The sequence below is a fragment of the Variovorax sp. AC194 genome (genome assembly GCF_979257995.1).
In genome coordinates this window covers 1563375-1582570 of record NZ_OZ409823.1, presented here as the reverse complement: position 1 = coordinate 1582570, position 19196 = coordinate 1563375, and the positions used below count along the sequence as shown (strand labels likewise).

19 protein-coding genes are annotated in these 19196 nt (G+C 67.4%); 2 read left to right on the top strand and 17 right to left on the bottom strand.

The genetic code is table 11. From position 1 onward, the window contains the following. Window positions 1-11 precede the first annotated feature (11 nt). Together ACZYRS_RS07615 and ACZYRS_RS07610 are read right to left on the bottom strand one after the other, a co-directional pair. On the bottom strand, window positions 12-1250 hold the full coding sequence (locus tag ACZYRS_RS07615; protein ID WP_463418749.1) for a styrene monooxygenase/indole monooxygenase family protein: 1239 nt from the start codon (window positions 1248-1250) through the stop codon (window positions 12-14). A 35-nt stretch (window positions 1251-1285) separates the two neighbouring features. After that, window positions 1286-2077 (bottom strand): SDR family oxidoreductase, encoded by a 792-nt coding sequence (locus ACZYRS_RS07610; protein WP_463418748.1) that lies wholly within the window; start codon window positions 2075-2077, stop codon window positions 1286-1288. Between the two features lie 196 nt (window positions 2078-2273). On the opposite strand from ACZYRS_RS07610, the gene ACZYRS_RS07605 reads away from it, so the two are divergent. Continuing rightward, window positions 2274-3314, top strand: coding sequence for an AraC family transcriptional regulator (locus ACZYRS_RS07605; RefSeq protein WP_463418747.1), 1041 nt, complete (start codon window positions 2274-2276; stop codon window positions 3312-3314). 44 nt (window positions 3315-3358) lie between these two features. On the opposite strand, the gene ACZYRS_RS07600 is transcribed toward ACZYRS_RS07605, so the two are convergent. From ACZYRS_RS07600 to ACZYRS_RS07550, 11 genes are all read right to left on the bottom strand, one after another. Next, the gene (locus ACZYRS_RS07600) at window positions 3359-3718 is read right to left on the bottom strand and encodes a hypothetical protein (protein ID WP_463418746.1); all 360 of its coding nucleotides are present in this window, start codon (window positions 3716-3718) and stop codon (window positions 3359-3361) included. A 56-nt stretch (window positions 3719-3774) separates the two neighbouring features. Then, a complete protein-coding gene (locus ACZYRS_RS07595; RefSeq protein ID WP_463418745.1) occupies window positions 3775-4170 on the bottom strand; it encodes a roadblock/LC7 domain-containing protein in 396 nt (131 codons plus the stop codon). Continuing rightward, window positions 4167-4709 carry a GTP-binding protein gene (locus ACZYRS_RS07590; RefSeq protein WP_463418744.1) on the bottom strand — a complete coding sequence of 181 codons (543 nt, stop codon included), beginning with the start codon at window positions 4707-4709 and terminating at the stop codon, window positions 4167-4169. Before ACZYRS_RS07590 ends, ACZYRS_RS07595 begins: the two co-directional genes overlap by 4 nt. After that, a complete protein-coding gene (locus tag ACZYRS_RS07585) occupies window positions 4706-5410 on the bottom strand; it encodes a hypothetical protein (RefSeq protein ID WP_463418743.1) in 705 nt (234 codons plus the stop codon). Before ACZYRS_RS07585 ends, ACZYRS_RS07590 begins: the two co-directional genes overlap by 4 nt. 38 nt (window positions 5411-5448) lie before the next feature. After that, complete coding sequence (locus tag ACZYRS_RS07580) at window positions 5449-9225, bottom strand: pilus assembly protein (RefSeq protein WP_463418742.1); 3777 nt, start codon at window positions 9223-9225, stop codon at window positions 5449-5451. Beyond that, the gene (locus tag ACZYRS_RS07575; RefSeq protein WP_463418741.1) at window positions 9222-9860 is read right to left on the bottom strand and encodes a pilus assembly PilX family protein; all 639 of its coding nucleotides are present in this window, start codon (window positions 9858-9860) and stop codon (window positions 9222-9224) included. Before ACZYRS_RS07575 ends, ACZYRS_RS07580 begins: the two co-directional genes overlap by 4 nt. Beyond that, window positions 9857-10981 (bottom strand): PilW family protein, encoded by a 1125-nt coding sequence (locus tag ACZYRS_RS07570; protein ID WP_463418740.1) that lies wholly within the window; start codon window positions 10979-10981, stop codon window positions 9857-9859. The genes ACZYRS_RS07575 and ACZYRS_RS07570 overlap by 4 nt, the downstream gene beginning before the upstream one ends. Then, complete coding sequence (locus tag ACZYRS_RS07565; RefSeq protein WP_463418739.1) at window positions 10978-11394, bottom strand: fimbrial assembly protein; 417 nt, start codon at window positions 11392-11394, stop codon at window positions 10978-10980. Before ACZYRS_RS07565 ends, ACZYRS_RS07570 begins: the two co-directional genes overlap by 4 nt. After that, window positions 11391-11978, bottom strand: coding sequence for a GspH/FimT family pseudopilin (locus ACZYRS_RS07560; RefSeq protein ID WP_463418738.1), 588 nt, complete (start codon window positions 11976-11978; stop codon window positions 11391-11393). Before ACZYRS_RS07560 ends, ACZYRS_RS07565 begins: the two co-directional genes overlap by 4 nt. After that, a complete protein-coding gene (locus tag ACZYRS_RS07555; RefSeq protein ID WP_463418737.1) occupies window positions 11975-12484 on the bottom strand; it encodes a type IV pilin protein in 510 nt (169 codons plus the stop codon). Before ACZYRS_RS07555 ends, ACZYRS_RS07560 begins: the two co-directional genes overlap by 4 nt. A gap of 148 nt (window positions 12485-12632) precedes the next feature. Then, window positions 12633-13547: a LysR family transcriptional regulator gene (locus tag ACZYRS_RS07550; protein ID WP_463418736.1), complete on the bottom strand. Its 915-nt coding sequence runs from the start codon at window positions 13545-13547 to the stop codon at window positions 12633-12635. Between the two features lie 318 nt (window positions 13548-13865). Between ACZYRS_RS07550 and ACZYRS_RS07545 the strand changes: the two genes are divergently transcribed. After that, window positions 13866-14423 (top strand): MarR family winged helix-turn-helix transcriptional regulator, encoded by a 558-nt coding sequence (locus ACZYRS_RS07545; protein WP_463418735.1) that lies wholly within the window; start codon window positions 13866-13868, stop codon window positions 14421-14423. A 73-nt stretch (window positions 14424-14496) separates the two neighbouring features. Here the strand turns inward: ACZYRS_RS07545 and ACZYRS_RS07540 are convergent, their stop codons facing one another. From ACZYRS_RS07540 to ACZYRS_RS07525, 4 genes are all read right to left on the bottom strand, one after another. Continuing rightward, window positions 14497-15714 carry a hypothetical protein gene (locus tag ACZYRS_RS07540; protein WP_463422463.1) on the bottom strand — a complete coding sequence of 406 codons (1218 nt, stop codon included), beginning with the start codon at window positions 15712-15714 and terminating at the stop codon, window positions 14497-14499. 620 nt (window positions 15715-16334) lie between these two features. Next, a complete protein-coding gene (locus ACZYRS_RS07535) occupies window positions 16335-17579 on the bottom strand; it encodes an acyl-CoA dehydrogenase family protein (protein ID WP_463418734.1) in 1245 nt (414 codons plus the stop codon). A gap of 161 nt (window positions 17580-17740) precedes the next feature. Beyond that, on the bottom strand, window positions 17741-18238 hold the full coding sequence (locus ACZYRS_RS07530; RefSeq protein WP_463418733.1) for a MarR family winged helix-turn-helix transcriptional regulator: 498 nt from the start codon (window positions 18236-18238) through the stop codon (window positions 17741-17743). Window positions 18239-18279: 41 nt separating this feature from the next. Further along, entirely contained in the window at window positions 18280-18885 is a 606-nt protein-coding gene (locus ACZYRS_RS07525; protein ID WP_463418732.1) for a winged helix-turn-helix transcriptional regulator, read from the bottom strand. Window positions 18886-19196: the final 311 nt, after the last annotated feature.

Sequence of the window (19196 nt, the reverse complement as noted above, 5' to 3'; positions counted from 1 at the left end):
CTCGCTCCGGGTTACGCGACGGCCGCGCAGGTGGCGATGTAGCGCTCCGACTCTGCGGGGTCCGCGAACCACGGGAAGAAGGTGCGCGGATCGTCAAAGCCGTTGGCGAAAGCGCTCGCCAGCGGCGGCACCCCACCGGCGCTGCCGAGCAGGTTGAGCACATGGGGCGGCGGCGGCGCGAGCAGCATGTTGGTCCACTGCGTGACCCATTGCGCGTAGCCGAACCAGTAGCGGTCGAAGGTCTGCTGCATCCAGGCCGCATCGGCCGCGCCGTCGCCGCGCGCGAGGATGCTTTTGAGGTACGTGTCGGCGCACTTGGCCGCGTTGTTCGAGCCCTGCCCCGTGATCGGATCGTTGAGCACCACCACGTCGGCCAGGCCCAGCACCTTGCGGCCCGATGGCAGCGTTGCCACGGGCTTGCGCACCGTCGGCGCGAAGCGGCCCGCGAGGATGCCGTTGTCGTCGGTCAGCTCGATGTCCTTGCAGCGCTCGGCCTCCCATGGTGTGAAGGTGTCCAGGATCCACTTGCTGCGCGCGAGATGTTCCTCGGGCGTCTTCACGTCGGCCCAACAGTCCATCGGGCCGCCGGGCACGCCTTCGAACACCATGATCTCGCACGGCCCCGTCGTGGTGAGCGCCGGGAACACGAAGTATTCGCCCACGCCGGGAATCAGGTTGAAGCACACCGCCGAGAACGGCGCGCGCGGCGCCATGCCCTTCACATAGGTGAGCGCCAGCGTGCGCTGCGGCTTGTCGTAGGGCGACCTGTGCGCGTCGCGCTCGAAGAGCTTGGAGATCTCGCCCTTGCCGCTCGCCACCAGCGTGAGGTCGTGGCGCTGCGTGCACGCTTCCAGCTCGTCGATGCCTGCGTCCTTGAAGACGAGCTCGCCGCCCTTCTTCTGGAATTCGTCCATCCACGCCGGGATCTTCACGCGCTGGTCGACCGACTGCGCGCTCGCGTTCAGGCGCGCGGCCCAGTCGATGGCCTTGGCGCCCTTCTGCTCGGGGTGCGGCACGGCCAGGCCGATGCCGTCCACTGTGGGGCAAACGCTCGCCCAGTGGTCCAGGCCCAGGTCGCGCTCGATCTGCAGCGAGGTGTCGAACATGCACTGGCTCGACATCACCTTGCCGCGGCGGATGTCTTCGCCCGTGCGGTTGCTGAACATCGTGACCTCGTAGCCTGCCGAGAGCAGGCCGAGCCCCAGTTGCAGGCCCGACTGGCCCGCGCCGACGATGGCGATTCGCTTCATTTCATTTCTCCTTGGTGTTCTGCGCAGAGCGCTGTTCAGTCCATCAGCTGGGGAATGGCGGGCACGGCCTGCTCGGGGCCCATGGCGGCGTAGCCGCCGTCCACCGCGTAGTCGGCGCCGGTCACGAAGCTCGCGTGGTCCGAGCACAGGAAGAGCACCACCTGCGCCACCTCGTCCGGATCGCCCACGCGCCCAAGCAGGTGAAAGGGCGCGGCCACGCGATCGGTCTTGGCGCGGTCGCCGCCGCTCAGGCGCTCCATCACGGCCGACCACGTCCAGCCCGGCGAGACGCTGTTCACCCGGATGTTGTCCTGCGCGAGGTCCATCGCCATGTTGCGGGTGAGCTGCGCCATCGCGGCCTTGCTCACCGGATAGAGCCAGCGCCCCGTCTGCGCCACGCGCGAAGAGATGCTCGTGAAATTGACCACCGCCCCGCCGCCGGCCGCCACCATGTGCGGGTGCGCGGCCTGCAGCATTGCCACCGCGCTGGCCACGTTCACGTTGAACGAGGTGAGCCAGTCGGCGCGCGGCGACTTGAAGCCGTCGTCCACGTACGAGCACGCGAGGTTGACGAGAAAGTGCACCCCGCCGTGCTGCGCGGCGGCCTCGGCCACGCACGCCTTCACCTGCGCGTCGTCGGTGATGTCGGTGCGCACGAAGCGCACGCCCGCGCCGAGCGAATCGGCCAGCGCCTGGCCGTTGTCGGCATCGATGTCGGCGACCACGACCTTCACGCCGGCCGCATGCAGCGCGCGCACCAGCCCCACGCCTATCAATGTGGCACCGCCGGTGACGATGGCGCTCTTGCCTGCGAGTCCCTTGAACATGACGTTGGCTCTCCTCGGTGGGTCGATCGATGGATTGATCACGCAGGCCGGGCTGGCCTGTGGGACGAACGTTACGAGGGGGCGGGCCGCCGGAGCGTCCCGCAAACGCAGGCGATGTCCCTGGCACGCAGGTTTTTGCCGAGGGGAGGTCCGAATTGTGGGCGGGGATGGTTTTTGCTACGGTGCCCTCGCCCCCATGGAAACCGTCACCACCCCCACGCTGCCTCTGCAGGCCCTTCCAGCGCTGCCGCTGCAGCGCTATCGGCTGTTCGAGAGCCACGACATGGACGAGGCGCGCGAAAGCGTCGCGCGCGTGTTCTGCCCGCACGGGCTGGTGATGCTGAAGCCCCGCACCGAACTGGACGCCTGCCACCACAGCGCGCGGCTGCACCGGGACGTGAGCCTCAATTACGTGCAGTACGGGCCCGGCGTGCAGATCGATCCGGGGTATCTGCAGGACTTTTTCCTGCTGCAGATTCCGCTGCGCGGCGGTGCGGAGATCCGTTGCGGCGCGCAGCAGGTGGATGCGACGCCGCGGCTCGCGTCGCTGCCCTCGCCGACCGAGCCGCTCTCGATGCGCTGGGCCGACGACAGCCCGCACCTGATCGTGCAGCTGGCGCGCTCGGCGCTGCTCACGCGGCTGGAATCATTGCTGCAGGCGCCTGTCGGGCAGGCGCTGGTGTTCGACCTGGGGGTGCCGTTGGACAACCCGGCGCTGGCGCCGCTGGTGCACTTCATCGACTACCTGCGGCTGACGCTCGATGCAGGGAATGCGCTGCAGACTGGCAGCGCGCTGGGGGAGCATGCGGAGGCTTATCTGATGTCCAGCCTGTTGATGTCGGCGGGGCACAACTACTCACGCGCGCTCGCCGGGGATGCGCAGCGGCGGCTGTTGCCGCGGGTGGTGCGCAGGGCGCAGGAATACATGGCTGCGCATGCGCAGGAGCCGCTGTCGCTGGCGGATGTTTGCCGGGAAGTCGGGTGCAGTGCGCGGGCGTTGCAGATGGCGTTTCGCGCGCATGCGGGGCAAGGGCCCATGGAGTTCCTGCGCGAGATGCGGCTGGAGAGGGTCCGCGCCGAATTGCAGGCCTCGGCCGGCGCCGCAGGGAGCGGCGTGCGCGAGGCGGCCCAGAAATACGGATTTCTTCACATGGGGCACTTCGCGGCGCAATACCGTGCGCGCTTCGGGGAGCGGCCGTCCGAGACACAGGGATCGCGGGGATCGCAAGGCCTTTGAGGCGGTGCGAGGCCGAGCGGCCCGCCGGTACGCCGTCCGGGGCCTCAGAAATCCATCACCTTGTCGACCTCCTGGGTCTTGCGGCGCGCCAGCGCGAGGTTCGCGCGCTGCTTGTCCAGCACGACGTAGATGAACACACCCTCCTTGGAGGCCGAGGGACGGATGATGTGGTACTGCTTTCCCAGCGTGATCAGCATGTCCTCGATCACGTCGCTCAGGCCCAGCGCCCGCATCGTCTTGAGCTTGGCGCGCACGACCTCGGTGTTGCCGGCCGCGGCGATCTCCATGTCCAGGCCCGCGCCCGCGGTGCCCAGGATCATGCCGCTGGCCGAGTCGACCACGGCCGCGCACATGGCGCCGTCCAGGGTCAGGATGTCGTCCAGGGTCTGCTTGATGGTTGCCAAGTTGTTCTCCAGTCAAAAAAAACGGTCGGGAAAATGCGGCGTGCCCGCTCGATGGGTCACGCGTCGGTGAGGGTCCTGGCCAGCTGCGCGGCCCGATAGGCGACCAGCGCCAGAACGGCCGCATCGCGGGCGAGAACGTTGATGACGAGTTCGACGTCGCGCCGGGGCACGCTGCAAAAAACCGCGAAGCCCGACTCCGTCTGCACGATCACGCTCTTGTGGCGGCCCAGGCCCGCCTCTTCGGAGACGACGCTGGCGATGGCCACGATGGAGCTGGCCATCGCCGCGACGCGGGCGGGGTCCGCATCGCCGATGACCGCGGAGGCCACATTGAAGCCGTCGATGGTCGCAATCACCGCGGCCGTCACGCCGTCCAGCTCGTCGACCAGTTTGCGGGCCTCGCGCTGCGCGTGCGCCGCTGCCGTACGGGACAGGTCCTGTCGATCGATCACTTCGTCTCTCTCCCACAGTCAGCTTCGAGTTGCACCAGCAGCGTGTCGATCAAGAGGAGCACATCGCGCCTGTCTCGCACGTCCACTTCGAGAATCGGCTGCACCCGGCCGGTCGCGGCGAGCGCTTGCGCGTAGTCGTCCAGGGTCGGCACCGGATGCGCCTGCAGCCGCCCCACGCCGACGACGCAGGGCATCGTGCGAAGCGCCTCGGAAAAGCCGGCCATGTAGATGGCCAGGTCCGCCAGCGGATCGGGCCGCGAGTTGTCGATCAGCACGATCACGCCCAACGCGTTGCGCACCAGGATCTTCCAGAGGAACTCGAAGCGCGGCTGCCCGGGCGTGCCGTACATGCGCACGCGGTCGCCGCTCTCCAGCGTGAGGAGGCCGAAATCCAGGCCCACGGTGGTGCGTTCCTTGTCGATCGATGCGTCGGAGTTGCGCACGTCGGTCATGACCGGCATCGCATCGCTCACGCAGCCGATCGCGGTGGTCTTGCCGGCACCCACCGAGCCGGTGAAGAGGATCTTGTATTCCCTCATGGCGCTGGGAGCCCCAGCCGGCGACGGATGCCGCCGATGAGGCTGCGCATGAATTCGCCGCGCATCGGGGCGGACGTTCCCTGCACGCCCGGCGCCGGCGCATGGCCCCTTGCGGCGGCGCGCTCCACATGCAGCTCCAGCACGCCGGCCGAGCGCAGCGTCTGCAGGAACGTGACGCACCGGGGAAGCGGTATCTCGCCCAGCTCGGCCAGCTCGATCGCGCTCAGCGTGCGGCGCGCCAGCAGGCTGGCCATGCGCACCTTGCCCGGGTCGTTGCGCAACAGCAGGGCCGAAGGCCAGCGCTGCAGCGTGAAGCGGACCGCATCGGAAACCTCGATTTCCAGCGCGGCCTGCTCTTGCATGGCTGCGTGCGCGAGCGTCGCGGGCCGCGCGTCCAGCCATGCGCGCTCGGTGCGCCTGAGCCATTGCTGCAGCTTGTCGGCGCGTATCGGGCGCTCCATCGTATGCGGCAAGCCGCCGGAATTCCTGCGGGCGAGCGCGAGCACGGCGCCGGCCATGCGGGCGAACTCGGCGCGCTCGGTGGCCGTCGCGCTCTCGTCGACGAGCAATGCGTCGTACGGCGGCGCATCGACCATCGTCCACGGAAAGGCCACATCGTTCGCATACAGCTGCACGATGGTGCGGATCACGGCCGCCTCGGGCGCGGGCAACCCGTGGACGCCGAGTCTCAGAACGGTCATGTCGCGCCTTCCTTGCGCATGCGGTTGCGCATCAGGCATCAGTTCACCGCCGGCACTTCGCGCCAGTTCAGCAGGCGCAGCGAGATGCCCTTGGTCAGGTCGGCCTTCACGGGGACCGGCCTTCCGTCCGTCCCGACGATGATGCGGGTGGTGCCGTCCACGCTCACGAATCGCAGGTCGGTAACGGCTGTGGAGAAGCTCTGATACGCGGTTCCGGCGGGCAGCAGCACCGAGGTCCCCGTTCCGTAGTTGATGGCATAGGTATGGCTTTGCCCCGAAGGACTGCAGGCATCGCCGGTGGTCAGGAGGCTGGAGAAAGCCACGATGCCGTTGAAGGCCGCCGGGTTGGAGACCAGGCGCCAGCCGACATTGGCATCGACACCGAGGTCCAGGTACCAGCCGGGCGACGTGTTCGAGAGGCTGATGCCCTTCAACACGTCGTCCACCCGGGTGAGCTGGCTGCGCGTGATGGGAGCGCTCACGGCGTTGAAGCTGCCGGCCGTGCCGTCCACGATGGCGTAGAACGACTGCGGCGCCTTCGAAGTCACGTCCGAGGCATCCAGCAGCTCGCCGGTTCCGAGCAGCACGAAGCGCTTGCGCGTGACCGGGTTGATCTCGATCAGCGGCGCGGTGGTGACAGGCTGCGCGTTGCCCGACGCGTCGGTCAGCGTGGCCAGCAAGGTCGGCGCCGGGTAGGGCGCGGTGCTGCCCTTGGCGGCGCTCAGATCGAAGCGCCAGAGCTGCCCGTCCAGGTCCGCCGCGTAGACGGAATCGGCCGTGCTGTCCGCACGATCCACGATGTACGTGGACGCCTGCGCAAGGCCGCTGGAGGACGTGGGCGTTGCCATTTTCTCCAGCAGCGCACCGGTCTTCGGGTTGACGATGTACAGGTAGCCCTTGCCGTCGCTGTTGTTGTAGCCCGAGGTGAGGATCGCGACCCAGCCGTACTTCTTCGTCTTGGCGAGCGTCGGCGCGCCGTAGCTGTAGCCCATGGTGGGGTCGGTGAATTCCCACTTCACCTTGCCCGCCACCGCGGCTTCGCTGCCCATGCCTGCCGGGTCGGTCACGTCGATGGCGTAGTAGCTCTTGCCGCCCTTGCCCAGCCCGCCGATCAGCAGGCTGTGCCAGTCGGCGCCGCTGCCGCCGCTCGCGGTGGTGAATGTGCCGCCGGCGCTGTTCAGGTCGATGTCGAAGACCAGCGGCGTCGCGTCCACGTAGTAGCGGTGGGCGTACTTGGGACTTCCCAGTTGGGCGAGGCCGTCCACCTGCGGCGTGCCGTTCGGCCCGTTGAACAGCGCGGCCGGCACGTAGGCGAACTGCTCGGTCCCGGCGGTCGCGCCGTCCAGCGCGCCGTTGAATGCGTGCAGCATGCCGTCGTTGGCGCCCACGTAGACCATGGTGGGGCGCTGGGCCCATCGGGTCTTGAAGGCCGCGTAGCCCGGGTTGCTCTTCTCCGAATAGCCGGTGGCGGGCGGCCCCACGGGCGCGACCTTCGAGTTGACGATATCGCCCAGCAGCAAGGCCCGGCTGCGCAGTGCCCGCGTGCTTGCGGCCGCTGTCGAGCTGCCCTCGTTCTTGCGATCGCCGCGCAGGTAGTTCAGGTACTCGGTGCTGCTGGTGGTGGTGGCGTAGGCGGGAGCCAGGGCGGCCAGTTGCGCCGAGGTCACGCTGCCGGCACGAAAGGCCACGCCCTTGCTGCCGTCCCATGTCACGACGCGGCGCGCCGTGTCCCAGCCGCCGTTGGCCAGTTGCGCCTCCAGCGTGGTGCTGGTGGTCCAGACCGGCGCGGCGGACGGCGTGCCGTCGCTGGCGAAGGTGAGCTTGCTGGCGGTGACCACGCCGGTCCATCCCTTGGAGTCGTACTGCGATGCATACGAGGCGCTGCCGGAGGACGCGGCCTGCGCCGTGGAGAGCGAGAAAGACGTGGTGTAGGCCTTGATGGCGTTGGCGATGTCGGTGAACGCCGCGCGCAGGCCGCTCACCATCTGTCCGGCATTGCCGGCCAGGAAATAGTTGTCGGGCCGAAGACGCTTGTTGCCGTTCATGTCGATGCTGTCGCCCGAGGTGTTCCACCATTCCTTGGCGAGCGGCGCGGCGGTGCTGGCCGGGTCGTAGGCCGCGGGCACGCTGAAGCCGCCGTACTTGGCCGCCAGGTAGTAGGGGTTCAGGTCCTCGGCGCGCTGGTACTCCATCACGTCCATCCAGTAGGTGGAGATGGTCTGCACGCCGGCCATGTCGGGGCGGATGTCGTTGACGTGCGTGCCGTAGGCCAGGCCCGCGATGTAGTAGGTCGAATCGGAGCCGCCGGACTTCCACCAGGGCGTCGGGGTCTTGAAGCCTTCCAGCGTCTGCAGGTTCTTCGTCCACGCATCCGCCTTGTTCAACGAGTCCGCGGCAACCGTTGCGGGATCGGGCCGCCAGCTCGTTGCGGCGCTTCCGCCCACGTTGTAGTCGTAGTGGGTGTGGTCGTCGCCGATGCCCAGGATGAAATTCTTCTGGCACGAATAGGCGATGGGGTCCTTGCCGCTCCAGTCGGCCACCGCGGGAAAGCCGTCCAGCCGGGTGTCCCTGCCGGCCACGTCGGCCGCCACCGAGTTGGTCCATTCGGGCACGTTGCCCAGGTTCTCGAAGTAGCGCACGGCCGCGTAGTAGAGCTCGCTGACGTTGTCGTACGTCATGTAGTTCCGGGCGGACTGGCCGAACTTGTTCAGGTAGTTCATCACCCCGCTCTGGCTGACGCCGCTCGCCGCGGCCGACACGCTGTCCGGATTGGTGTTCATGATGCCGGTCGCGGCATCCCACTCGCCGCGGGTGTTGGCGACCACCGCGGTGGACAGCGGCTGCGGATAGGTCGGGCCGATGAATCCCATCGGCGCGCGCATCACGCCGCCCTGCTGCGCGTCGCCGCCGGCGTTGAGAAACGAGAAGGTGCCGTAGCGGATCTTGTTGGCGTTCTGCTGCAGCAGGCCTTCGGGCTTGTAGTTGGCGCCGTACCTGACGCAGTTGGCTTCCACGCCGCCGGCCGAGGCCGACGCATCGCACACCTTCACCCGCACATAGACCTGGTAGACGGCGTTCGCCTTCTTCGCGTTGTTGGCGGCGTCCAGGTCCTTCAGGTCGTCTCCGGCGCCGTTGGGGTCGCCGGTTCCGGTGAACACCATGGTGTTGCCGCGCGACCAGATGCTGGTGTTGAAGTTGCTCCAGTTGCCGAACGGCGTGGCCGAGGCGACCGACGCCTTGGGCAGCTTGTGCCCCGAGCCCTGGTCGGTTCCCCGCAACGGGAAGTTGGTCGGGTTGCCCTGGCTGGAGCCCCAGGCCTTCTCCAGGATGGTCTCGCCCACGGTGTCGACGCTGCGGTAGCCGCCCGAGAGTGCCCATCGAAACGGGTCGATGGTCTGCATCGTGGCCCAGTTCATGAAGTTGCCGCTCCATTGGCCCGAGCAGCCGTGCTTGCTGGCGCCGGTGGCCGCGCCCGCGGGCTGGAAGTAGCTGTCGGAGGCGGCGCCCTTTTTCTGCGCCGGCTTGACGTACTGGTACGTGTAGCACTTGCGGGGATCGAAGTAGCCCAGGTATTCGGTGGCGTCCGCGTAGTCGTAGAGGTTCGCCACGCTGATCGCGGTGGGGTACTCCACCGACAGTGCGAGCGCGAGGTTGCCCGGCACGTCGGAGGTGGCGAACACCGGCTGGTCCGACAGCTTCGCGGTGGCTGCCAGCGCGGCCGTGCTCCAGAGCGAGAGGACCAGGCAGGCGGCCGCGACCGCACCGATGCCGCGGGCCCCGTCGACAGTCGGCGGACGACGAAAAACGCTTGTCATGGAGATGCTGTGCCTTCCTGGTCTGGCTTGGTGAACGTGGACTGCATGAACACCTGCGTGTCGCGCGGACCGCTGACGCGAAGGCTCAGGCGGTAGACCGTGGCGGTGGGCGGCGCGGGCGGCGGCGTCGGGCTGGCCGTGCCGCCGGCAGGGGCCGCGGACGACTGGACGCAGCCGGTGCTGGTGGCCGGGCCGGTGCTGCTGCAGAGGCGATCGATCACGTAGCGGATGCTGACCTGCGCCACCGTGTCGGCCAGGTCGTTGGCAGCCTTGTCGACGGTGGCGAAGGTCTTGTCGTCCAGCAGCGCGAGCGGCACGCCTTGCGTGTTGGTGTCCAGCTTGGTCGCCTTGAAGTTCTCGCCCGGCAGATCGTCGGTCGCATTGGCGAGCGCGCCGCCGCTGGCCAGCTTGTTCGCCAGCACGAAGGACACGGCCCGCTCGCCCTGGTTCACCAGGTCGCGCCGGAAGGCCAGGTTGCCGGCCGAGGTCAGCGAGGTGTTCATGGACCGCACCACCGCGACCCCGCCGGCCAGCAGGATCACGAGCACGATGAGGCACAGCAGCAGGACGACGCCGCGCTGGCGTCCGGCCCGTGAAGCGCAAGAGGAAGGGGAGGAGACCCTGGAAATCTTCATGGCAGCAGCAGCATGTTGCGCAGCGGAATGGTGAATTCGACGACCCGGTGGCGGTAGTGCTGCTCGTCCTCGCCCAACGTCACGGTCTGCGCGATCGGATTCTTCGAGGCGTCCTGGAAGTCGGCGCCGAAGAGCTTGAGAGTGGCGGAGGACACGGCCTCCTTCTCCTTGTTCGCGCTGCGCATGACCAGCGCGATGCGAACGGCGACGATCTTGCGCATCGTCTCGGGCGTCTGCATGACCGCGGCGATGTCGAAGCCCGCGGCGCCCGGGTCCGCCCAGCTGTCCAGGATGCCGTCGCCGTCGCTGTCCACGCCGTAGATGGCATGCAGTTCGGCCACGCCGTCGGCCAGCGCCTGCGTCGCGCCGCCGGCGCCCTGCAGCAGGTCGTAGCCGACCAGCGTGCGGTTGTCGCCCACGCCGAAGAGCTGGAACTGCACGTTGCCGTTGGCGGGATTGCCCAGCGGCGTGACATAGGTGGATGTGCTCGCCGCCAGGGTCTGCAGCGAGGTGGACTCGCCGGCCGTGTAGTCCTCGCCGCCCAGCGTCAGCACCTTGCTCGCGACGCCCGAGACCTGCTCGAGCAGGCAGTCGGTCGTGCCCTGCTGGCTCACCAGCACGAGGTCGCCCGCGGACACGCCGACCGTGTTGTCCATCGCGAGCGTCGTTGCGCTGCCCGGGTCCGTCAGGCCGCGCGGCACGCCGCCGGCCACCGCATCGCCGCCCATGACGACCAGCACGTCGGAGTCGGTGTCGGACTGGCGCTTGCCGATGAGCAAGGGCGCCACCCGCAAGTCCGATGCGGCCTTGGCCAGAAAGGCCTCCTTGAAGGACGCTGGAAATTCGCTCGCCGGCAACCTGGCCGCTACGTTGAGCTTGCAGCCGAAGACGCCGCGGTCCGTCGGCTGCACCGACTGCACCAGGCTCGAGCCGGCGCTGCGCACGGCGCGGTCCAGCACGAAGGCCGCGTACGCGCCGGCCTGCTCCATGTCGTTGGTCGAGGTGGTGATGCGCTTGTGGCTCTCGCCCGTCACCACGATGCTGGTCACGGCCAGCGTCACGATCAGGCCGATGACCATGGCCACCAGCAGCTCGATCAGCGTGAGACCGCGTTGCTTCATGGCAGGGTCACCCGCGTAGTGAGCGTGCTGCGCTGGTCGGCGGCCGCGCGGCCGGGCGCTTTCCAGGTGACGAGGATGTCGGCGCTGTTGGTGGTGCCGCTCACCGCGGTGACGGTCACCACACCGTCCGGCAGGCCCGCGCCCGCCGCATCGCCTGCACGTTTCTGCCAGACCGAGGTCGCGCCGGTGTCCACCGCCACCGACTTGCCCAGCCACATCGCGCTGGCGACGTCGTTGGCCAGCAAGGCGGCGCGGTTGCGGTCCTGCGCGTCCGTCGACAGGCCGATGGCGCGCGCCTGCAGGCCGATGAGCCCGAGGATGCCCAGCGAGAACAGCAGGAGCGAGACGAGCACTTCGAGCAGGGCGATGCCCTGCTGCCTCGACGCAGAGGCGTTGCGGAGACTTTTCTTCATGGGCAGCCGTCAGGGGAATCGGCGAGCTTGCGGGCCGGATCGCACATGCGGACCTGGCCGCCCAGGCCGACGAGCACGCGCAGCGGTCGGTCGGAGCCGGTCGCACCGATTCCGTAGGCAAAGACAGAAGAGCCGGTGTTGCAACTGGCGCCGTTCACGCCGGTGTCGGTGTTCGCGGCCAGGCGCCCCATGGCGTTGAAGCAGATGGCCGCCGGCCCGGTGATGCCGACGCCGGAGGCCACATCGGAAAGCACGCCCGCCTGCACGAACGCGCTGCTCGCATCCAGGCTCGATTTGGAGACATTGATCGACCAGTAGCCGCCGTTGTCCACGGCGGCCAGTGCCTTGTCGGGCGCGGCGCTGTCGGTGAGCGAGAAGACCATGGGCCGGCTGCGGCGCAACGCTTCGGACTGCGCGAAGCGCAAGCCGTTCTGCAGCGAATCGCTGACGGTGCGCACCTTGTTGTTGGCAACCCAGGTGGTGAACGAGGGCATGGCCAGCATCGTGAGGATGCACATCAACGCGATCGTCACCATCATCTCGATGAGGGTGAATCCCGCCGCCCGGGTGCGGCGATTCTTCATGCGGGGCACGCCTGGCCTCGTCGCGTCACCCAGGCCTTGTCGCAGCCCGTCCAGCCCGTCTTGTTGGTGACCGTGGTGCTCTGGACGCCCAGCTGGTCCACCTTGAAGGTGAATCCGTCGGTCGGACCGCTGCCCACGGCCTGCAGCGTGTACGTGGTGGAGGTGGCCGCGGGCGTGGCCGCGCAAGACAGCTGGAAAGTGCCCGAGACGTTGGCGCGGGCAGCAGTGGCGGTGCACGGCGGAACGAAGGCGCCCGTCTTGAGATAGGTCCGGTTGTCCTGGTAGTAGCGCTCCATGTCCGCGCGCATGACCGACAGGCCGTTGGTGCCGTCGACGAGCTGCCCTCGCAGCACGTAGTCGCGATAGCTGGGAATGGCGATCGCCGCGAGGATGGCCACGATGGCCACGGTGATCATCATCTCGATCAACGTGAAGCCCGCGACGGGTCGGTGCGCGGCGACGGCTGCGTGCTGCTGCCTCGCCGTCGTCGAAATTCGTATGTGCATTGCTGCTTCCCTGCCACAAAAGCCCGGCTCGTTGCCGGTGTCATCAAGAAACCAATGTGACGATTGTTTGCAGGGGCGAATACTTTCGACTAGACCGACGAATGAAATAGAGCCACTCATTTTTAAGGGCAATGGGCGCGGCCCCACGCTACGCACCAGATGCGGGCGCCCAAGCCAGCTGGCTCAGTTTTTCCACGGCCATGTCGGCGAACATCGAAACGGCCAGCGGGCGCTGCTGGCGACTGGGGTAGACAACGCTCAGGCCGCGGCCTGCCCGCGTGTATTCGGGCAGAACCCGCACCAGCCTGCCGGCGGCGATGTCGGAGGCCGTGAGGATCGAGGGGAGCGCGGCGATGCCCAGGCCCGCGCATGCGGCCTTGCGCAGCACCTCTTGCGCGTTGCTGTTGAAACGCCCTCTCACGCGCACGTCGGTCTCCACACCCTCGGCGTCCTGCAGGCGCCAGATGGCGTTGCCGCTGGCATCGGGCCGCACCAGGCACTCGTGCTCGCTCAGGTCTTCGAGTGTCGTGGGCACGCCAAGCGCGGTGAGATAGGCCGGGCTGGCCGTCAGTTCGCCGTAGCTCGCGAAGATGCGCCGGGCCACATAGCAGGAGTCCTGCAGGGGCCCGCCGCGAAACGCGATGTCGATGCGGTCCGCAATGAGGTCGACCAGCACATCGCTGAGCACGAAATCCAGGCGCACCAGCGGATGCTCGGCCAGAAACATCTCCACCCATTGCATCTGGAAGAAGTCGAAGAAGCTGGTGGGCGCGGTCACGCGCACGACGCCGCTCGGCTCCGCGTTGTCCGCCACATGCAGTTGACCGGCCTCGATGAGTTCCTCGACCGCCGGGCCGCATCGCTCATGAAACGATTCGCCGGCGCTGGTCAACGTGAGCTTGCGCGTCGAACGCTGCATCAACCGCGTGCCCAGCCGCGCCTCCAGTTGCTGGATGCGGCGGCTCACCGTGGCAGAAGGCACGCTCAATCGCCTTGCCGCCTCGGCGAAGCTGCCGCTGCGGGCCACCTGCACAAACATCGCCACTTCGTTCAGATCGAGCATGAGATTCTTCCTGTTGTTTTCGTCGGGCGCGAGCCGACTTTTCTTGGCGCTTCTCCAACTTTCTTGACCGCCTTAGCAAGCACCAATCGGGGGTGCGCCGGATGCACCACCATGGGGTGCCGGCGTGCTTGAGGTACGCCCCTCACCCGGCACGCTGAACGGCAGCTGACATCCCCGGCAGCGCGATGTACTTTGCGAAAAAAGCTCGCCGTTCGCGCCAAGTTGTCGCAGCATGTCGTCTGTTGATGGTTATAAAAACATAACGATCAATTGACCTAATCAACTACCCGGCAGCTTCGTCACCGAGCCTTGATCCACATGCAAGCCTTTCCCGACACGACAGCACTGCGCGCGCCGCGCGCACTGGACGACCTCCTGCTTTACCGCCTGTGGCGTGCCACGCGCGAAAGCACGGCCATGGCGACACGCATCGTGGAAGGGGCCTTCGGCATCACGCACCGCGAGTGGGGAATGATCGGCATGCTCGCGCAGGTCGGCGAGATCAGGCCCTCGGCGCTTGCCGAGCAACTGCAACTGGACCGCGTGCGCACATCGCGCGCCCTGCGCAGCCTCCTGGACAAGCGCCTGATCGAGCGGCGCCAGAGCGCCGACGACGGCCGCGAAGTCCACGTGCAGTTGAGCGATGCCGGCCGACAGGTCTTCGGCGAGTTGTTCCCACGCATTGCCAGTCTCAACATCGAACTGCTCGAAGCCCTCGACGCCGAACACCACGACACCTTTCTCCAGTGCCTGCGCGTGCTCGAGTCGCGCGGCAGCGCGTTGAATGCGCAGCGTGCCGTGCCGGAAAAAGCCGATCGCCGCGCGGGTGGCACACGCCACCATTGGTCCCGGCAGGTCGACCTCTGCCTGAGGTAGCGAAGGGCCGCTCGGGCCCCGAGCAGTTCAGCGGATTCCGCCCTGCGCCCATGCATGCGGCGCCGGCCCACCGCTACTTCAAGGCGGCACCGCCTCGCGCGAGGTACTGGCCAGAGAGGCGCGCGAACTGGCCGCCGTCGGTGGCGATCGAGGTCTGGTGGCTCCCACCCGGGCTGAAGACGATGCCGAAGGTGTGGATGTCGCCGTACTCCTGGGTGTTGCGCAGCATGTAGTCGACATGGTTGTCGCGGTAGCGCTGGTCGCTGCCGCCGGGCGTGTCGGACGGCACACCCATCGGGGTCTGCCACCACAGGATCGGAAGGCCGTTGCCCAGCGCCGCGCGGTAGTCCGAAACCTGGTTCTGCGAATCGTGGAAGTTCGGGCTGGTCTTGTTGCTTGCGTCCCAATAGAACGGGCCGGTTCGCCCGAGGCATTCGTCCGGCGGCGATGCGGCCTCCCAGCAGCCGGCATCGCGGTCGCTCGTCTGCGCAACGATGAAGTCCGCGCGGTCGGCGCCGACCGCGCGCATCTGCGCCCCGATCTCGGCGGGGGTGCCGCTCCAGAAGGCCGGCGGGAATCCCAGGAGCGCCTTGGGCGCGATCTGCCTGCCCATCTGCACGAGGCACTGGCCGAGCCCCGCGGCGGTGTCGGGCAAGCCGGCGCATTCGGCCTGATTGCTCACGACGGCCGGCACCCGCGTCGCATCGCGTCCGGGCGCCTGCGATGCAAGGAATCCCCAGAGGTCCGGCTCCAGGTTCACCAGGACGGGGCTGCGCAGGTCTGCAATGCGCTGGTACATCAGCCGCAGCTGCGCCCAGTACGTGTTCATGAACGCCGCATCGTCGATGCGGCTGAGGTCACCTTGCATCTGGTAGAGCGTGTACATGGGAGTCGCGCCGTAGGCCTGGATGGCCTGCGCGGTGACCGTGAGGTAGGCCCCGTCGGGGCTGTTCCAGAAGGGCCAGGACTTCGGGCCGACGCCCACGAGGTAGGTGTCCACGATGTCGGGGTGGATGTCCTGGCTCTTCATCTGATCGATGGAGCTGGCCGCGCCCAGGCCGATCAGCACCCGTGCGGGCTTGCCGAGCTGCATGACCAAGGCGGTGCTCGCCGCGACGGGCAAAGCGCCGCCATCCGCAGTGCCGGTGCCGCTCTGGCCATCGCTCCCCTGCGCGCCGGCATTGCCGCCTTGGTTGCCACCGTTGCCGCCCACGCCGGCGAGGCCGGCGAAGCTGCTGCCTTGATTGCCACCGCCGCCACCACCGCAACTGGACAAGAGCGCCGAAAGCATCAGCACGGAAACGCATCGTCGAGTGGACAGATTCATGGAGCTACGAAGTTTGAGTTTGAGTTTGAAGAGACGACCGGCTGCGGCGCGCAATGCGTACTTCGCCCGCGGCGATCGGTCGGCGACCGAAAGCCGCCTGGACATCGACAGTCGATCGAACGCAAGGCAGGGGCAAGCCGACCGTGGCCCGCGTCATGACGAGACCGAAGGTGGCGATTGTTCGAGGTGCGGCTGCCTTCGACTAGGCGAAAAAGTGAGATGCAGCCACTCATTTTTCAGCGCAATGACGCGACCTCTCCGGAGCGAACAGCATGCAGGTCGCGCAGCGGATTTGCATTCGACACGGGCTGCCTTGTCGATTGCGACGAAAACCGAGTGGCTGAATTTCATTCCTGCTGCTGGCGCAAAGTACCTGCCGCGCCAACAATGCGGTGCGCAAGTTCCTGCGCGCGACCGGGGGAACCCCGATCACAGCGCTCTCTCTCTGTCCCTCTCTGCGTTCTCAGTGCCTTTATCCGACAACGAAAACAACACCGCCCCGGATCGCCGAATCTCCACGGAGATTGCGGCGCCGGCCGGGCCTGATGCGGCTTGCCCGGCGAGAGCCTGAAGGGCCCAGGGCCTCAGGCCTTCTGCTTCGGCCGGTAGCCCGCGAGCTCGTGCTTGGCGATCGCGTTGCGATGCACTTCGTCCGGCCCGTCGGCCATGCGCAGATGGCGCGCGTAGGCCCAGAAGTTCACCAGCAGCGTGTCCTGGCTCAGTCCCATCGCGCCGAAGGCCTGCATCGCATCGTCGATCACCTGGATGCAGTTGTTGGGCGCAATCACCTTGATCATCGCGATCTCCTTGGCCGCCACCTTGTTGCCCACGGTGTCCATGCGCCAGGCCGCGTGCAGCACCATCCAGCGCGTCTGGTCGATGAGCATCCGGCTTTTGGCGATGCGTTCGCGCCAGACGCCCTGCTCGGCCAACGGCTTGCCGAAGGCCACGCGCGATACCACGCGCTCGCACATCATCTCCAGCGCCGACTCGGCCATGCCGATCATGCGCATGCAGTGGTGGATGCGCCCCGGGCCGAGGCGCCCCTGCGCGATCTCGAAGCCGCGGCCCTCGCCCAAGAGGATGTTGTCCACCGGCACGCGCACGTTCTCGAACAGCACCTCCGGGTGGCCGAAGGGCGCGTCGTAGTGATTGACCAGCGCCATGTCGCGCAGCACCGTGATGCCGGGCGTGTCGGCCGGCACGATGACCATCGACTGCTGGCGGTGGCGGTCGGCGTTGTCGGGGTCGGTCTTGCCCATCAGGATGAAGAGCTTGCAACGCTCGTTCATCGCACCGGTGATGTACCACTTGCGCCCGTCGATGACGTACTCGTCGCCCTCGCGCCGGATGCTGCATGCGATGTTGGTGGCGTCCGAGGATGCAACGGCGGGCTCGGTCATCGCGAAGGCCGAGCGGATCTGTCCGTCGAGCAGCGGCTGCAGCCAGCGCGCCTTCTGCGCGGCCGAGCCATAGCGCTCGATCACCTCGGTGTTGCCCGTGTCCGGCGCGCTGCAGTTGAAGGCCTCGGCGCTCCAGTAGCGGCGGCCCATGATCTCGCACAGCGGCGCGTATTCCAGGTTCGAGAGCCCCGCGCCGTGCGCGGTCTCGGGCAGGAAGAGATTCCAGAGGCCCGCGGCGCGCGCCTTTTCCTTGAGTTCCTCCAGGAGCGGCAGGCCGGTGTAGAAGCCGCCGCTCTTCTGCGCATTCAGCCACGACTGGTGCGCCTCCTCGGCCTGGCGTTTCTCGTTCGGGTAGATGTGCGCGTCCATGAAGGCCAGGAGGCGCGTGCGCAGATCCTGGACCTTGGGCGTGTAGGCGAATTCCATGCGGATGTCTTCCGGGTTGGGGTTGCGGGTCGAGGAATGGACCTGCGCGATGGTGCCCGGCCCGCGGCCCTCGGGCTGTCTCCTGCATGACGGCGCGCGCGGCCCCGGTCCATGCCGCAGCCGAGGTTCTGGCCGCTTCGTGCGGCCCGCGAACGCTGCGTCTATGCCGCCTGCCGCTCGCGCGACGGCTGGTTCTTGCCGGTGCTCGCACCTTGCTCGTTCAGCTCGCTTCCACGCAGTTCGAGGCCCTGCAGGCAGTCCAGGAAAACTTCCAGCTGCGCGGCATCGATGCCATCGAGCAGATCGACGTTCAGGCGCGAGAGCCGTGGGAAGAGATCGTCGAAGAGTTGCTGGCCCGCGGGGCTCAGGCGCACATGCACGATGCGGCCGTCTCCTTCGTCCTGGCGCCGCTCCACCAGCTTCTTCTCGGTCAGGCTGCGCAGGGCCAGCGAGGCGCTCGCGCGGTCAAGGTGCAGTCGCTCGGCAAATTTCGAGGCGGGAATCTCCCCCAGCTCCTCGAGCACGCCGATCATTCCCAGCTCGCGGCGCGTGATGCCGAAGCCGCCCTCGACCATCCGGGTCACCATGCCATTGCTCACGCATGCCGCGCGCCATATCCGGTAGAGGAGCAGGTGGTCCAGCGATTGGGGTGTGCGCAAGGCAACCGCGTCGGGGAAAGCGCGCATATGAATCGGAAGGATCAGAAGGGTTGGGGCCGGGAATTTCCTGCGGGCAACGATGCATGCACTTCCAACACGCCTGCGTTGCGCAATGCCTGCAGGAAACGCATGCAGCGGGACACCGATTGCCCGCAGCGGTCGGCCAGCTCGCTCGCGCTCAGTGGGCGCCGCCAGAGCAGATTCGCCATTCGGTCGCTGTCCTCGCTGCGCCCCATCAAGGCGGCCGGAGGCCAGCGGTGCAACGAGAAGCGCGCCGAGTCGAGGAGCGCCTGCGGCATCGCCGACACCCGCGTTGCCGGGCCCGTCGATCGCCGTGCCTCGAGAAGTTCCTGGCCTGTGTTCACGAGCCAATGCTGCAGCTTCTCGGCACGGATCGGGCGCTCCAGTGTGTTCGCCGTGCCCGCCGAATGCGTGCGCGTCACGGTCAGCACCGCGGGCGCCATCTGCTCGACCTCGGCCAAACGGTCTTCGATGAGGTTTGCGTCGACGATCAACGCGTCGAACGGCGGGGCATCGACCAGCTTCCAGGGGAACGCGCCGTTCTGTGCGGACAGCCGGACGATCGTCTGGACGACGACGACTTCGACGGCCGGCAATCTGAACAAGCCGAGCCTCAGCCTGGGCATGCGTTGCCTTCGAGATGCATGGGGCAAGCAATCACTCTGGAGTTGGAGATTCGATCCCGCCTGGAACCTGACCACCTGGCAAAGACAAGGAAGACTTGTCGGCGATGAATTGACGGACAGGGCGGATTAGGGAAAAAACGGTAGGCAGAGATGGTGAAACAAACGGTAATGCAACGAAGTGGCGAAGCATAGGAGCGCGGGATGCATACACAAAAACGTTTCGCTCGATACCTCGTATCGATATGGGAGATACCTGGGCATCGAACGGAGGCCGGCACCGCATCCACACCGGAACAAAGGGTGGACCCGCA